Origin of the sequence: Leeuwenhoekiella blandensis MED217, assembly GCF_000152985.1 — a bacterium.
GTDB classification, from domain to species: domain Bacteria; phylum Bacteroidota; class Bacteroidia; order Flavobacteriales; family Flavobacteriaceae; genus Leeuwenhoekiella; species Leeuwenhoekiella blandensis.
This window is the reverse complement of the sequence record NZ_CH672395.1, coordinates 3,849,574-3,864,458: the sequence shown is the minus strand read 5'-3', so window position 1 is coordinate 3,864,458 and position 14,885 is coordinate 3,849,574. Positions and strand designations below refer to the sequence as shown.

Annotated in this window: 17 protein-coding genes and 1 pseudogene; 12 read left to right on the top strand and 6 right to left on the bottom strand. The window is 44.2% G+C overall.

The window, feature by feature from the left end:
- The first annotated feature begins 12 nt into the window (after positions 1 to 12).
- The 4 genes from MED217_RS16640 (at position 13) to MED217_RS16625 (ending at position 3,010) form a co-directional block, all read left to right on the top strand.
- Positions 13 to 597: a HupE/UreJ family protein gene (locus MED217_RS16640; protein WP_009781724.1), complete on the top strand. Its 585-nt coding sequence runs from the start codon at positions 13 to 15 to the stop codon at positions 595 to 597.
- A gap of 86 nt (positions 598 to 683) precedes the next feature.
- Positions 684 to 1,124 (top strand): deoxycytidylate deaminase, encoded by a 441-nt coding sequence (locus MED217_RS16635; RefSeq protein ID WP_009781723.1) that lies wholly within the window; start codon positions 684 to 686, stop codon positions 1,122 to 1,124.
- Positions 1,125 to 2,714, top strand: coding sequence for a S41 family peptidase (locus tag MED217_RS16630; RefSeq protein WP_009781722.1), 1,590 nt, complete (start codon positions 1,125 to 1,127; stop codon positions 2,712 to 2,714). It begins immediately after the preceding gene.
- A gap of 2 nt (positions 2,715 to 2,716) precedes the next feature.
- Complete coding sequence (locus tag MED217_RS16625) at positions 2,717 to 3,010, top strand: hypothetical protein (protein WP_009781721.1); 294 nt, start codon at positions 2,717 to 2,719, stop codon at positions 3,008 to 3,010.
- 26 nt (positions 3,011 to 3,036) lie between these two features.
- Here MED217_RS16625 and MED217_RS16620 read toward each other — a convergent pair whose 3' ends face one another.
- Together MED217_RS16620 and MED217_RS16615 are read right to left on the bottom strand one after the other, a co-directional pair.
- The gene (locus MED217_RS16620; protein WP_009781720.1) at positions 3,037 to 3,261 is read right to left on the bottom strand and encodes a hypothetical protein; all 225 of its coding nucleotides are present in this window, start codon (positions 3,259 to 3,261) and stop codon (positions 3,037 to 3,039) included.
- A 9-nt stretch (positions 3,262 to 3,270) separates the two neighbouring features.
- Positions 3,271 to 3,843, bottom strand: a complete 573-nt coding sequence (locus MED217_RS16615) for a MarC family protein (RefSeq protein WP_009781719.1) — start codon at positions 3,841 to 3,843, stop codon at positions 3,271 to 3,273.
- Between the two features lie 204 nt (positions 3,844 to 4,047).
- Here MED217_RS16615 and MED217_RS16610 point away from each other — a divergent pair, with 204 nt between their 5' ends.
- Together MED217_RS16610 and MED217_RS16605 are read left to right on the top strand one after the other, a co-directional pair.
- The gene (locus tag MED217_RS16610; protein ID WP_040533783.1) at positions 4,048 to 4,629 is read left to right on the top strand and encodes a DUF3109 family protein; all 582 of its coding nucleotides are present in this window, start codon (positions 4,048 to 4,050) and stop codon (positions 4,627 to 4,629) included.
- Positions 4,619 to 5,755 carry a methionine aminotransferase gene (locus MED217_RS16605; protein ID WP_009781717.1) on the top strand — a complete coding sequence of 379 codons (1,137 nt, stop codon included), beginning with the start codon at positions 4,619 to 4,621 and terminating at the stop codon, positions 5,753 to 5,755. Before MED217_RS16610 ends, MED217_RS16605 begins: the two co-directional genes overlap by 11 nt.
- On the opposite strand, the gene MED217_RS16600 is transcribed toward MED217_RS16605, so the two are convergent.
- The 3 genes from MED217_RS16600 to MED217_RS16590 form a co-directional block, all read right to left on the bottom strand.
- Entirely contained in the window at positions 5,752 to 6,252 is a 501-nt protein-coding gene (locus MED217_RS16600) for a hypothetical protein (RefSeq protein ID WP_009781716.1), read from the bottom strand. The two genes, MED217_RS16605 and MED217_RS16600, sit on opposite strands and share 4 nt — an antisense overlap.
- A 36-nt stretch (positions 6,253 to 6,288) precedes the next feature.
- Positions 6,289 to 8,457, bottom strand: a complete 2,169-nt coding sequence (locus tag MED217_RS16595; protein WP_050759338.1) for an FUSC family protein — start codon at positions 8,455 to 8,457, stop codon at positions 6,289 to 6,291.
- Positions 8,458 to 8,617: 160 nt separating this feature from the next.
- Positions 8,618 to 9,127, bottom strand: coding sequence for a DUF1440 domain-containing protein (locus MED217_RS16590; protein ID WP_009781713.1), 510 nt, complete (start codon positions 9,125 to 9,127; stop codon positions 8,618 to 8,620).
- 398 nt (positions 9,128 to 9,525) lie between these two features.
- Here MED217_RS16590 and MED217_RS16585 point away from each other — a divergent pair, with 398 nt between their 5' ends.
- Both MED217_RS16585 and MED217_RS16580 read left to right on the top strand, forming a co-directional pair.
- Positions 9,526 to 9,984 carry a hypothetical protein gene (locus MED217_RS16585; RefSeq protein WP_154648972.1) on the top strand — a complete coding sequence of 153 codons (459 nt, stop codon included), beginning with the start codon at positions 9,526 to 9,528 and terminating at the stop codon, positions 9,982 to 9,984.
- Complete coding sequence (locus MED217_RS16580; protein WP_040533002.1) at positions 9,971 to 11,020, top strand: LPO_1073/Vpar_1526 family protein; 1,050 nt, start codon at positions 9,971 to 9,973, stop codon at positions 11,018 to 11,020. The genes MED217_RS16585 and MED217_RS16580 overlap by 14 nt, the downstream gene beginning before the upstream one ends.
- A 39-nt stretch (positions 11,021 to 11,059) precedes the next feature.
- Here the strand turns inward: MED217_RS16580 and MED217_RS19400 are convergent.
- A pseudogene (locus MED217_RS19400) lies at positions 11,060 to 11,167 on the bottom strand (IS110 family transposase); the annotation flags it as partial.
- Between the two features lie 32 nt (positions 11,168 to 11,199).
- Here MED217_RS19400 and MED217_RS16575 point away from each other — a divergent pair.
- The 4 genes from MED217_RS16575 to MED217_RS16560 all read left to right on the top strand — a co-directional run bounded on the left by MED217_RS16575 (position 11,200) and on the right by MED217_RS16560 (position 14,414).
- On the top strand, positions 11,200 to 11,433 hold the full coding sequence (locus tag MED217_RS16575; protein ID WP_009781709.1) for a hypothetical protein: 234 nt from the start codon (positions 11,200 to 11,202) through the stop codon (positions 11,431 to 11,433).
- A 48-nt stretch (positions 11,434 to 11,481) separates the two neighbouring features.
- Positions 11,482 to 11,967, top strand: a complete 486-nt coding sequence (locus MED217_RS16570; RefSeq protein WP_154648971.1) for a hypothetical protein — start codon at positions 11,482 to 11,484, stop codon at positions 11,965 to 11,967.
- Positions 11,933 to 12,298: a hypothetical protein gene (locus MED217_RS16565; protein ID WP_009781707.1), complete on the top strand. Its 366-nt coding sequence runs from the start codon at positions 11,933 to 11,935 to the stop codon at positions 12,296 to 12,298. Before MED217_RS16570 ends, MED217_RS16565 begins: the two co-directional genes overlap by 35 nt.
- A gap of 1,270 nt (positions 12,299 to 13,568) precedes the next feature.
- A complete protein-coding gene (locus tag MED217_RS16560; RefSeq protein WP_009781705.1) occupies positions 13,569 to 14,414 on the top strand; it encodes an FKBP-type peptidyl-prolyl cis-trans isomerase in 846 nt (281 codons plus the stop codon).
- Positions 14,415 to 14,885: the final 471 nt, after the last annotated feature.

The window sequence follows — 14,885 nt, the reverse complement described above, 5'->3', positions numbered from 1 at the left end:
TAAGTTCCCCTTATGTCAGATTTTTGGTTCTACTTCAAAATTGGTTTAGATCACGTTTTAGATTACACTGCTTACGACCACGTTTTATTTCTCATTGTACTTTCGGTTCCTTATGTCTTTAAAGATTGGCGCCGGGTATTGTTGATGGTGACCCTGTTTACCCTGGGACACACGACCTCGCTGCTGCTTGCGGTATATGGGGTGGTGCGCATCAACCGGGGACTGGTCGAGTGGCTCATACCGGTGACCATTTTTATCGCCGCTTTGTACAATGTGTTTACCGCAGGGAGAGGAGCCAATAAAGACAAACTGGGTGTACTGTTGATCACCGCCTTGTTCTTCGGCCTCATACACGGGTTGGGCTTTTCCGGCTTTTTTGAGCAATTGACCGCGCATACGTCTAACAAGCTCTTGCCGCTGGCAGAATTTGCTTTGGGTATTGAAGCAGCGCAGATCATCATCACGCTTATCGTATTGATCATAGGCTTCATTTGCCAAACCATTTTCAGGTTCTCTCGCAGAGACTGGATGATGTTCATATCTGCAGTGGTTATTGGTATGGTAATTCCGATGCTTATAGAAAATTATCCGTGGTAAAGCACGTTTTATAGGATGAGAAGCGAGCCAAGTTTTTTATCTTCGCAAACTTAACAGCTTGTAGCTCAGCTACAGTATTCAAGAGTATGTCTAAGATCTCATCAGATAAACAGCGGGTTTATGATATCGCTTATTTACGCATGGCGCGGGAATGGGCAAAACTTTCGTATTGTCAAAGAAAACAAGTTGGCGCATTGATCGTTAAGGATAAGATGATCATTTCAGACGGCTATAACGGCACGCCAACAGGTTTTGAAAATATCTGTGAAGACGAAGAAGGCTATACCAAGTGGTATGTGCTTCACGCAGAGGCTAACGCGATCTTAAAAGTAGCGGCCTCTACACAATCCTGTGTAGGTGCTACTTTATACATCACCTTGTCTCCGTGTACCGAATGCAGTAAATTGATACATCAAGCCGGCATCAAACGTGTGGTTTTTAATAAAGCGTATAAAGACCCTAGCGGAATTGATTTTTTACGTCGTGCCGGCGTAAGCGTAGATTGTATAGAAACTATAGACGAATAAATGGCCGGTTACCAAAAAAAATACCTTCCTATCTTTTTCTGTGTGGCAGTAGCCCTGGGTATTTTTATTGGGAGTACCCTCAACTACAGCAGCAACCCCACCAACCTGTTGGGAGGCAATGCCAAAAAGGAAAAGCTCAACCGCCTTATCGATTACATCGATTATGAGTATGTAGATCCCATCAATACCGATAGTATTGTCGAGGTGACCGTAAACGGAATCCTTGAGAATCTCGATCCGCATTCGGTGTATATCCCACCTAGTGAATTGCAGGAAGTGAGTGAGAGTATGAAGGGTGATTTTGTAGGTATCGGGATCAGTTTTTACAACTTTAACGACACCATTGCGGTCATTCAGGCCATTCCCGGCGGACCAAGTGAAAAGGCGGGAATACGCGGGGGCGACCGCATCGTGGCAGCAGACGACCAGTCGCTTACCGGTGCCGATGTGCTTGACGACTCGATCACCAACCAACTCAAAGGCCAGATCAATACCAAAGTAGCTCTTAAGGTAAAACGTCCCGGGGTAGACGGCTTGCTCGACTTTAAAGTCACCCGCTCGGTGGTGCCACTTAAAAGTGTAGATGCGTCGTATATGGCGACCGATACGCTGGGCTATATCAAGATCAACCGCTTTGCCGAAAGTACGCCTGAAGAATTTGAAAAGGCTTTATTGTCTTTAAAACGGAAGGGCGCACGCCAGTTGGTACTTGACCTGCGCGGCAATCCCGGCGGTTATATTTCGGCAGCAGAGCAGATCGCCGATCAGTTTTTGAAAGAAGACCAACTCATCCTCTTCACCAAAAACAAAACCGGAAAGATCGAGAACGCCTATGCTACCGATGAAGGCAACTTTGAAACCGGAAAGCTGTATGTGTTGATCAATGAGAATTCGGCTTCTGCCAGTGAGATCGTAGCCGGTGCTATTCAGGATAATGACCGTGGGGTGATCGTAGGACGCCGTTCGTTTGGGAAAGGTCTGGTACAACGCGAGATGCAACTGGGTGATGGGAGCGCGGTGCGCTTGACCATTGCGCGCTATTATACGCCTACGGGTAGAAGCATACAACGCCCTTATGATGCAGGTAACAAAGCCTATTATGAAGATTACCTGTCACGTTATAAAAACGGAGAAATGCAAAGTGCCGACAGTATCGCAGTAGCCGACAGTCTGCGTTATGTAACGCCGGGCGGAAACGTAGTTTACGGCGGCGGTGGGATCATTCCTGATGTGTTTATCCCTAAGGATACCAATTATGAGAAGGAAGCCATTACCTATGCCTTGCGTGCAGGTTATATGAGCCGTTTTATCTTTGAGATCATCGAGCAGCGCAGGCCGTATTTCAACAGCCTGTCATACGAGCAATTTCAGGAAGAGGTAAGCATTAGTGATGCACAGATGAACGACTTTGTAGCCTATCTGAATGCACGTAATCTAAAAATTAGAATACGCGATTATAAAGCCGATTTAAAGCGTTATCTTAAGGCCGTCATGGCGCAACAGCTTTTTGGGAATACCATCTTTGAAAAGTTGGTCAACGAAGAAGACCCCGCCATCATAAAAATTAAAGCCTTGAGCCGAGAAGAATAGTTATGGTAATAATAGCTTCCATATTTGTTTTTTGCATTGCCGCAGTATTTCGTCTGCTAGACAATTCTGCCGGGCTGTTGATCTCTAACGGCATATCGGTAAGTCCGTTCTACCTCAAGGATACCGAGATCAAAGAGCAGATGGACCAGATCAAAGACCGTCAGCTGCGCAAAAAACTAAAACGCACCTTGATCTTTCAAAAGCTGCACAAGATCTTTTTGGTACTGGCGATCCTTACCTTTATTGCCGGGATCGTTTATGAGTTTTACAATCCCAGCCTGATCAAATTACTCTAATAGCAGGTGAACCTGACCAAGGCTGCTTAAAGCTGGCGCTTGGTTTGCTTTTGCTTCCCTTTACTCTTTTCAGCAATTTTTCTGGAGATCATTAAGATGAGCACCAAAAGGATCGCACACAAACATGCCACTACCGAAATAACCGCTACCGTACTGTCACCGGTCAAGGGTGCACTATAATCTACTTGCGTGAGGTTAAAGATAAAAAGGGCGCCGGCAAGGGCGAGTATGATATACAATGCAACTTTCATGAGTGGGTTTTAAAAGAGTCCTTGAATATTTGTAGTAAACAGCTTTACTGCCATGGCCAACAAAATTACGCCAAAGATTTTGCGTATGATGTTAATTCCCTGTTTTCCTAGGATTTTTCCGATTTTACCCGAAGCCTTCAATACCGCATAGACGATCACGATATTGATGAAGATCGCTACGATAATGTTCTCCACAGCATATTCTGCACGCAGCGACAACAATGAGGTCATGGTCCCTGCTCCTGCGATGAGCGGGAAGGCTAGCGGTACCACACTGGCCGTCTCAGGCGCGTCATCTTTGTATAAGGAGATGCCCAGGATCATTTCTAAAGCGAGGAAAAAAAGTATGAACGAACCGGCCACCGCAAACGAGTTGACGTCGATACCGATGAGGTTCAGGATCTCTTTACCTATAAAGAGAAATACCACCATTAAAAGCGCTGCTACGATCGAGGCTTTTTCGCTTTGAATATGCCCTACCTTTTCGCGCAGCCCAATGATGATGGGGATGTTGCCGATGATGTCTATAATCGCAAATAAGATCATTGTTGCCGTTACGATTTCCTTAATATCAAATGCCATAACTATGCTTTTTTTTAAGAGGGCGCAAAACTACGTCTATTTCTTTGATTTATAAGCAATAAAACCCCAAAATTTAACGATTAGATAATCTGCAGAAAACCCTGCCAAAACACAGCCAAAAACCTCGTAAATGGTAAAAGATTCCCAAGAAACATGAACACAGAAATACTCGGTGCTCAGCGGCAGAACATGTATCTTTGCGCTATGTTTCAAATAGACCAAACCATAGTTTCAGAAGACGTTATCAACAAAGATTTTGTGTGTAATTTGTCTGCTTGTAAAGGAGAATGTTGTATCGCCGGAGAGGCAGGAGCGCCGGTAGAACCTCAGGAAGTTGAGATCTTAAAGGAAATTTATCCTAAAGTAAAGCCTTTTTTACGCCCTGAAGGTATCGCCGCGATCGAAGCGCAAGGCACACATATCAAGACCGATCTGGACCAACTGGAAACACCTTTGGTGAATGGTGCCGAGTGTGCGTATGTGACCTTTACTAAAGACGGGGTGGCTTCTTGTGGAATCGAGGATGCGTACAATGCGGGTGAGGTAGCTTTTAGAAAACCCATCTCGTGTCACTTATATCCTGTGCGCTTGCAGAAGTACTCCAAGTTTACCGCGGTGAACTACGAGCGCTGGCCTATTTGTGATGATGCCTGCAGCCTCGGGAAAGAACTGCAGGTGCCCGTGTACAAGTTTACAAAGGATGCCCTCATTCGTAAATTCGGGGAGCAGTGGTATCAGGAACTGGAAGATGTAGCTGAGCTTTATAAAAAGGGTGATGCGAAGTAAACTGCCTCAAAACAAACTCTCTATTTTTGCTGTGATGAGCAAAATGGCGGCACAGTACAACGCCATCAACTTGTCGCAGGGCTTTCCTGATTTCAATACCGATCCTAAGCTGATCGATCTGGTGACGCAAGCCATGCGCAACGGGGCCAACCAATATGCGCCGCTGGCGGGGCATCTTCCGCTACGCGAAAACATTGCCGCACTGGTACAGGACTTGCGCGGTGCTGCTTACGATCCCGAGCAGGAGATCTGTGTTACCGTAGGCGCTTCGGAAGCTTTATTTGTGGCGATCACGGCTTTTGTACATCGGGAGGACGAAGTCATCGTCTTGAAGCCGGCGTATGATACTTATGAGCCTACGATCGAATTGCAAGGCGGAATTCCCGTACCGGTACAACTCGACGCACCCTATACCAAGGTAGACTGGGATGCGGTAGCCGCAGCCATCACGCCCAAAACGAGGATGCTTATTCTCAACAATCCGCATAATCCCAGCGGAATGGTACTGAAGGATGCCGACCTCAAACGCCTGGAGGAATTGGTAAAAGATACCGATATCCTGATCCTGAGCGATGAGGTGTATGAGCATATTATTTTTGATGCGCAGCAACACCGCAGTGTGGCGTCTTACCCCGGTTTGAAAGAACGTGCGCTGGTGACGGCTTCTTTTGGAAAAACCTTTCACACCACCGGGTGGAAAATGGGCTACTGTCTTGCGCCTAAGGCGCTGATGGCGGAGTTCAACAAAGTGCATCAAAACACCGTGTTTTGTGTGCATCATCCTACCCAAGTCGCCCTCGCCGAATATTTAAAGGAACCCAAACATTATTTAGATCTGGGTAGTTTTTATCAGCAGAAAAGGGATGTGTTCTTAAACGCGATCAAAGATTCGCGCTTTCAATTTAAGCCTTCAGAAGGTACCTATTTTCAAATGCTAGACTATAGCGCGATCAGTGACCTGAACGATGTTGCCTTTGCCGAATACCTTACCCAAGAAAAAGGCTTGGCGAGCATACCGGTATCGGTGTTCAATAAGGATAATCGCGATGATCAACTCTTGCGTTTTTGCTTTGCCAAAAATGAAGATACCCTACTGCAAGCCGCAGCAATTCTCAATAGCCTTTAAAGCGCCGCAGCGCTGATAATCGACAGGTAGAGGTTGGCCGCATACCCGCAATAGACGAGGAGTTCGTGCAGCTCGGTTTGCCCGTCAAATTCCGCAAGTTCCACGTCGTAATGGTAACGCAATTGATGCCATTTGCTGGTGCATACCAGTTTAAACTGCAGTGCTTTTTCCGCATTAAAAACCTCAAACTTCAGCTTTAGACCGGAGGTGTTTTTCAGAATATAATTCACTTCGGTACGATCGGGGTTGATGTAACGAATCACCATTTGCCCTTTAAGATTGAAGGTGATGTCGCCCACATTGCGGTCGTTTTTAAATAAGTCTACTTTACTCGTCCAGATGTTCTTGGGTTGGATCTCAAGCACCGCCTGATTCAGGTTTGTGGTGGCTTTGCTCGAAAACCAGTTTTTATACACCACCTCGCAGACCACACGCGTACCCTCAAGCACTTTAAAATCGCCTTTAGACGAACTCGAACTCAGTTTTAGATCAGACATACACGAGGTGTTTAGCTAAAGTTAAGTCTTCTTCGGTTATGTATGCAGACTTTTCAACTGCTTGTTGAATTGCTCGCTCAGGCGTTTGAGGGAGGTGAGTTGCTCGCTTAAAATATGGGTTTCCAGCAAGGCTTCATCGGGTTCTTCAGCCGTTTGGGTTTCAAAAGGAAGGATCTCGGTTTCCTCCAAAATAGTTTGTGGGGTTTGCGCTTCTAGCAACAACAAGGCATTGTCAATATTCTTAAAAATAGGCGCGGTCACCTGATGAAAGGCTTCGCTACGGCGGGTCACGTTATGCGTGCGCAAATAAGCACCTATAGAGGCCAGCGCTCCTAAAAACGCGTGATTGAGTACGGCGAGTTCGTACAGCTTTCCGGTAAGCTTGTCGTTGCCTTTAGGCTCCTGCAACAAGCGCTGCACCCCGCTGTTGAGTCCGGCGGTGGCGATAAAGGCTTTCTTTCGCGCCAGCTTATAGGCGAGCGCCAGCTCCTCTTTGGTATCATAATGCCGCTCGATCGCCTCGAGGTAATTGCGGTGTGCCCGCAGGCTGTCGGCTAAATTCTGTTTGAGGGTTTTGGCTTCGCGGGTAGGCCAGAGCACCGCATTGGCGAGGGCGGCCAGGGCTGCACCTACGGCGGTATCGATGACGCGGAATTGGATCACCGCCAGCACATCGGGACGCAGCAGGGCATAGGCAAAAATGATACTCAGGGTAATGAATAAGGCACCGGTGCGGTAGTTCTTTTGCAGGGAGGCTTGTGCCCCGATAAAACTGAAAATCGCCAGCACCCTAAAAAGCATCTTGTCATTCTCAAAAAAGTATACGATCCCACCCGCTACTAGGGCACCTATCAAGGTCCCCAGAATACGCTGTTTAGAACGCTCTTTGGTAAGGCCGTAGCCCGGTCGCATAATCACCACGATGGTGAGCAAGATCCAGTACGGGTTTTGTACCGAAAATAGATTGCCAAGTGCGATCCCGGCAACCGCGGTCACGGCAAGGCGCAACGCGTGCCTGAAGATGGGTGAATCCGGGTTAAGATGCTCCAGCAGGAGCCGGCTGCTGTAATCCTGCTTGGTGATAAAACCTTCCAGCTCCTTAGGCGAATCGGTATTGGTGTCTTTGATGCTTTGCTTGCGGTCGAGCAGGGCAGCGATACTCAAAATACGCTGCGCCTGTTTTTCCTGCAGTTCATACAGGTTGTGCAGCACCATACGGTCTGAAGGGCTGGTTTCCTGCTTCAGCAGTTGCAATTTGCTTTTGGCGCTTTGCAAGCGGCGGTCGAGCGTATTAAGGTCGAGGTCATGCTTTTGCAGGTTGGTGGTGACAATGCGTTTCAGGCTTTCGCTTTGCGCCATATTCAGCTGAATAAACGCCTCCAGCTGCTCGGGATAACGCTGCAAGACTTCGTGCATGGTTCCGGGCGGTACGGGGCTCGTTAACGAAAGTTCTGAAAGGTCTACCAGTTCGGCAAGTACCAGAAAGCGCTTGCGGTAATAACTTGAGGTGCCCGAAGCGTGACGCGCCTGCAACAAGATCTCGCGCAGTTTTTCCAGATGCTCGTTGAATTCGCTTTGAATACTGAACAGCTTTGTCAGCCCCGTATCCCGGTCGGTCGTTTGTTGTAGAAATTCGCGGCGGGCGGCGATATAATCGGCACTCAGGTTGAGCGCGGTCTCAAAGAGTTCTTCGATCTGCTTCTTCGGCGCCAGCAGGTCGTAGAGCATAGTCAGCAGCAAATACCAGATGCCGCCCAAAACGATAAGGCCACTGCGTTCGTAAGGTAAGAGCCCGGATGCCGAAAGATTGGCAAAGCTGAGCACTACGGCAAACAAGCCCGCAAAGCCGATCAGCGAAGCCCGAAACCCATAGACCGAAAGCATGGACAGTAAAAATACAGTGATGCCCAGATAGGGCAATTGCACCCAAAGCGTATCTGGAATGTAGGCCCCCAGCAGACTGATGACCCCGCCCAGAGCTGCCGAAAGCAAGATCCCGATGCGTTTGTTTTTAAGACTACCCGATACGGTACTGGGCGAAACGAACAATACGCCGGTGCCCAGTGCCAGCCCGATGTTGAGCGCGCCCAGAAGATACCCCGCAAGCATAGGCGTCACCACCCCAAAGGTGATGAGTACAGCCTTAGCAAAATCGGTACTGTTAAAAAACCGGGTCGTTTGGGTATGGTACTGCCTGAGGTTCACGGTAAACAATTTGGTACGGGAAGCCGGTCTCCCGCACGGTAAAGGTGCGGCTTTTTACCCAAAGCGCGGCGGTTACGCGATGATCGAGCTTGCATGCGCTGCAGATCGCCCTAAGGTATAAAAGAGCTTCAAACAGAAGCCGGGTGTTGTCTTGGAGCGCTTATTCGCGTAATTTTTTGGCTACATAGCCACGTACCAGCTCGGTCGTAACCCCAAAAGCCACGTGTGCCAGGAGTTCGTTGATCTGAATTTTTGCAGGGATCTCGGTAGGATTGTCTTTAAGCCCTAAAAGCGGCAACGAGGTTTCGTGCGTCCCCACCCAGGTGGTCGCACCATAGGCCGCGCCTTCAAACACATTGGTATCCAGCTTATCGCGTTTGGCATAGCCGTAGGTTGCTCCCAGACTGGCGCCAAAAGGTACATTGACCAACTGCTCTGCCAGCTCGTGGTTGCTCTCGCTGATGCGCTCCCCGGTGATCTTCATCGAGAGGTCGTCTATCATCTTCACTTGTGCCGAACGGGTATTGGGCTTGCGTACCGGAAGTACTTTCTCGATCGCGGTCTTTACCAGCGTACCGGCAATACCGCCCAGGACACCGGAGATCAAACCGCGGCTTACATTAGAGGTGAGGCTGTCTTTTTCTAACCAGGCTTCAAGGCTGTTGCTCATAATAGGATGTTTGGTTTAAAGGTAACAAGTATGTAAAAAAAGGCCTTTGGGTTTAACAGCTTTTTGACACCTGTGGCAGGGGCGTTAAACGGGTTTGACAGGGGGATAATGCATAGATTATCCGTTAATTAACCATAGTTTGCCCATAAACACTGGGGTTTAATGGTAAAACAACGGATAAACTATGGTCAAACAATGGATAAAGCCCGAAGCATCCCCGAGGGGAAATACCCCCTAATTGCAGGTTGATTATTGATAATTATGGAATTGCGTAAAATAGTGTGGGGATTTTGGGGTAGATTTATACAGAACTGTTATTATGTTGATATACCGTGAGTTTTTGGAAGATATAAATACGTTTAATGTTGATGTTATAAGTAGTATGCAATTAAAAAAAAATGAGTAAAAAGAATAGTTGGATATTAATTTCTCTAGGAATAGCAACAATAGCTTTTATAATATCTTGGTTATTATTGGGATATTGGAAAGTTTCATTAATTGTAGCAGTTATTAGTGGTTTAATCACATTAAGTTTAAATCCGATAAGACGATACATGAAAGCTTTTTGGTCCGTGTTTTCTCTTTTGATAACTCTTAATTCAATGTCATTGAAATTTGTATCAAATTTTTTTACCGAAAATTCTATTAATGATATTGAAGCGAGTATAGGTACAACTTCGTCAATTTTAAATATTAGTCTAATTGTTCTATGTGTTGTCCTTTTAATTTTAGACTTTTTTGAAAGAAATGGTTCGCCAATTTTTTCGAATACTAAAATGATTCAAAAAGGAGGTAAAAATTCTAAAAACTATCAATCGAAGGGAGACATTAACATTACCAATTATGATGAAAGATAAAAAACAAGAAGGAGGAGACGGCTCATCCAATATTCAAGCAGAAAACGTTAATGTTTACAACGGTATAACATACAAAGATGCCAAAGAGATAGCCTTAGATGTATTCAACTCTAATTTTATAAGGCTAAAAAGTGAGGCTGCACAAATTGCAGCAGAAAGAGCGGAAGAAATAACAGAAAAGATAGTAAAAGAACTGAACGAAAAAAGCCCAGAATCATTAGAAGAATTCAAAAATCCTGCAATGCAAGACGCCTTATTTCAAACCCAAAAAGAATATGCAAAAAGTGGTGATGAAGAACTTGGCAATTTACTTGTTGATATTTTGGTAGATAGAGCAAAAACTCAAGAAAGAAATATGCTTCAATTGGTTCTCGATGAATCGCTATTGGTAGCACCAAAACTTACAGTTGAGCACTTTGACCTTTTAACACTTAATTTTTTACTTGCTCAAACAGTTAACCAACGAATTAGAAACCTCGAATCATTTACAATATACATAAAGAAACATATTATCCCATTTGCAGATGATTTAAGAAATGAAAGAACCACTTTTAATCATTTAGAATATTTAGGTTGTGGTCATATAAGAGTTGGTGATTATGGTCAACTTGAAGAAAGTTTTAAAAGGCAATATAAAGCTATGTTTTCAAAAGGATTCTCTTTAGAAGATTTTGAAAATGAAGTTGGAGATTTTGAAAATTCAAAGACTTTTATAATGCCTTGCCTTCATGACAGAAGTAAATTCCAAATGAATACTTTAAGTGATACAGTATTAGAAGAGCAAATGACAAATAGAAATATTAATCAGCAGGATAAAAACAAATTAAAGGCCTTCTTTAATAAAACTACAATGAATAATAATGAGATAAGAAAATATATCATTTCAATAGACCCTAAAATGGAAAGTTTATTTGATTTATGGAACAATTCTTCATTGAAAAAATTTGAATTAAGTGGAGTTGGAATATCAATTGCTCATGCAAATTTTAGAAGAAAAACTGGAGAGACTTTAGACCTATCAATTTGGATAAAATAACTGCATACAATGAGGAATTGAGTTAAAATCCAAGAGCATTTAGTTCAATTTTGTTGCATAATTTGGGTCATAGGGCAGGCCGCTCTTTGCGATTGCAAGAGCTTGTTTTATTAGCTTATTTATCACAGCATTTGGTGCTAGCTTTTTAAAATAACAGATCTTAACTTCATAATATACCCATGCTACTCCAAAGAAAAGTACAACTTATCCTATGTTTTGTTCAAATGCTGTTGTCGGAGGTTTGGGTTTTTAGGATGGGTTGGCTGTATTACCAGTACCACTATACCGATCTTCTTTTTGCTTTTAGGTATCCCGATTGGGTGCTCTTTTTAAACATAGGCCTCGGTTTGCTCAATACGTATTTGGGCTATCGGGTATTAACAGGAAGACTACCCATTGGGGAGTTTGCTTAATTTAAGTGTGTCTTAAAAGAGGAAGGAGTACTAAAGAAGGGTATGTTTTTGAATAACGATCAAGTTTTAGAAGCTGCATTTATCTTTGAACGCCATAATGGTGTTAGGCACGGTGATTATGAAAACGACCTCATCGCATTCTCTAAACTTAAGGACTACCAGCCTGCCAAATTAGAACAGCTGCTCATCAAGGGTGTGGATGCTGGCGTGTATACAAATGATGAGGAACGGGTTGGTGTGTATTGGGCATTATCAAAAAGCAACAACAGGCAGCTTATACCGGTATTTAGGCGTTGGTTGCGTAGCGAAGTGGCTGCAAACTGTGACACTGTACTTTTTCAGCTCTTAGTTGCTCTTGATCGTTTGGATGAACCGGTATTTCCTAGAACACGAAGCAGTCGTGCAGCAGATGATAATGCACTGAATTTGCGGGATGCACGAGCATATTTAAATAAAATGGAAAGTAGTCTTCGATTGTTTTTTAATAAAACGCTGTGTTATGAAAAGTATAGTTGCACTTTTAATGCTCGTTAGTGTGTTGGTGATGGGGTGTAGATCTTCTACGAATAACAAAGGCTTGTCGTATGCTGATTTTGAACCTGAGGAATTCTATGAAGTAGAAGGTAGGGTGCTTAGCAATCTGTTGGATTTTTCATTGTCAAGAAATCGGGTGCTAAACTATGAATACTTCCTAGATCAAGAGACACCTTTAGTGGGCTATGAGCGCAACATACACACAACGCTTAAAACCGGTGATCGCTTTATAGTTTTGGTGCACAAACAAGATAGTACGATAAGCTTTTTTGGTTATGTGAATCCTATGTTGCTTGATAGGTCAATTCAAAAGTTAAGACAACGCAGGTAGGGATTGGAGAATAGGGTAGCGTTGCGGATTGAGTAATTTTATTAATTAATCATGTCCCTTACTTTTCTTTGCTTGTCCAAAGAAAAGTAACAAAAGAAAAGACCCTTTTTCTTAGGTATTTTTCGCCTTATGGACGAAAACCGCAAGAAGGCTCCTAAATTTCTTCCAAGGCTTCAGAAATTCTTAACGGAGCCTTCTTACTATACTGAAGAAAAAGAAGCAGAAACCCTGCGGGTATGGGTAATTTGTTTTTTGTCTCACTTCTAAAATCTAAATTCTATTTTGACATCAGCACCGGCCTACTTTTTAGATCTGTAGTAAAACAAGCAGGCGCCGCAGCGGTGGGCAGTGGAGGATAGCCTAGCGCAGCGGTTTGCTATCCGCAGGCAAAGGCGTTTGCGTAGTTTTCAAGGATCTAAAAATAAGCCTTGATTTTTTGGTTCTTTGGCATCAAGGCAAAAGAACAGGGGTATAAATTGAAGTTTATCTTTTCAATTGATGTTCTGTTCATTTTCTTTACTCGCGTGATTTTAAGTTCACGGGAGCTCGTGAATCTCCTAGCGTCGATTTGCTATTACTAATTCGACTAATATTATTACATAGCACAACAGGTGCATTCCTCTCCCTGCGGTCGTCGGATGCAGAAAAGAAAAGACCCTTTTTCTTAGGAATTTCTTGCCTTATCAGGCAAAAACCGCCTTGTCAGCTCCGCGTCGCTACTTACGTTTTTCTAAGAGTAGTTCTTACTTGAAGTAAAGTAATCCATACCAAAGCCAACGCGCCACCTGGCTCATTCGCTAAAAAGGTCTACTAGACCTTTCCTTAACGCTCTGCCCTTGCAGCTATTCTGAACCGAGGGAATTATGATTTCGTTTAACCCTTCGGGTTATGCAGGAACACGCGATACAATCGCGCGGGAACGGTGACAAGCTGCTACATATTTTGTATTTCTACTTTCGTATTTTAAACTGTCTTTTCTCTCTGTTCTATTATCTCTTGTCTAAAATCTCAAGTCTCAAGTCTCAAGTCTAAAAACAACCCTTGCTCACTGTAAACTGCTACTGCCGACTTCAAAAAACTTTTCTCACCAAAGCTCCCCTCCTTTTGAAGGAGGGGAAAGCCCGCGTAGCTGGGCAGGGGTGGTTCTTTAGTCTCAATCGTTATAGCTATGGGTACAATAAAGATTTTGATTTAAAATACTGAAAAACAGTGAATTATATTTTGTTGGTGCCTGAAAAGAAGTATCTTTAGAACACCTAAACCAACAACCATGAAATATACACTTCGATTTACACTACTCAGTATTTTTATACTTTTTGCTTCTTGTAAAGAAAAACCAATTACAGCAGACGATGCTATCGCTTTGGGAGATACCATTACCACTGCCAGCGGGTTGAAGTACCTGTATCTTAAAAAGGGCAACGGCCAGAAAATAGAAATGGGTTCTATGGTAGTGAGTTACACCGATTTATACATCAAAGAGCTCGACTCATTACTATGGACGACCAGCACGATGCATGATTCGGTTTTTAAATTCATTCAGGAGAAAGAAACGATGATCAAAGGCTTTACCGAATTGAATTCCTATCTTGTAGAAGGCGATGAGGTGGTGGCCGTGTTGCCTGACTCTATCGCATATGGAAAAGAAGATCACAACGGACTCCCGGGAGGCTCTACCTTAGTGTATGACCCTTATGTGGTGAAGAAAGTAACTCCAAAAAAGGAAGATATTACCGATACGCTGGTGCAAATCATAAAAACCCAAAAGGTGGATGACGCATTGCGTTTTTATAAAGAGGAACGCGATAAGGCGGCGCAGGGTTCTTTTCATACCGATGTTGACCTGATCTATATGGGACTGCTGACGGAGCTGGCACAAGATTCTCTAGCCACCGAAATACTGCAGGTAGCCGACTACATGGAAGCCGAAACTTCAGACCCCAATACTTTATTCATGTTACAAAGGGTACAGGTGTATGCCCTACAAATGCAAGGGAAACTAGAGGAAGCCTTGGCTGAAGCACAAACCTACGCTGCAAACACCGATACTGAAAACGAGGCCTACTGGCAAAATAGATTAGCGGAATTACAAGCTTTAGTAGCTGAAGGGGAGTAAGGCTGGTTTAAATGTTTTTATCGGCTTTGAATTCCTGGATTGAGAAATTTTATTTATTAACAATGTTTCTTACTTTTCTTTGCTTGTCCAAAGAAAAGTAACAAAAGAAAAGACCCTTTTTCTTAGGTATTTTGCCTTATCAGGCAAACCGCAAGAAGGCTCCTAAATTTTCTCCAAGGCTTCAAAAATTCTTAACGGAGCCTTCTCGCTATACTGAAGAAAAAGAAGCAGAAACCCTGCGGGTATGAATACATTCATTCACCTCGACTTTAGGAGAGGTCGCACAAGTTGCTAACTCCCTTCTCTCCCGAAGCTTCAGGAGGAGAAGGGTTGGGGATGAGGGGAAAGCCCGCGTAGCTGGGCAGGGGTGGTTTCAGTAAATTTGTATAAGCACCACCCCGTCAGCTGCTGCGCACTTTGTGCTTGCTCTGCCACCCCTCCTCAACAAGGAGGGGAGCTGAGATAGTGTAA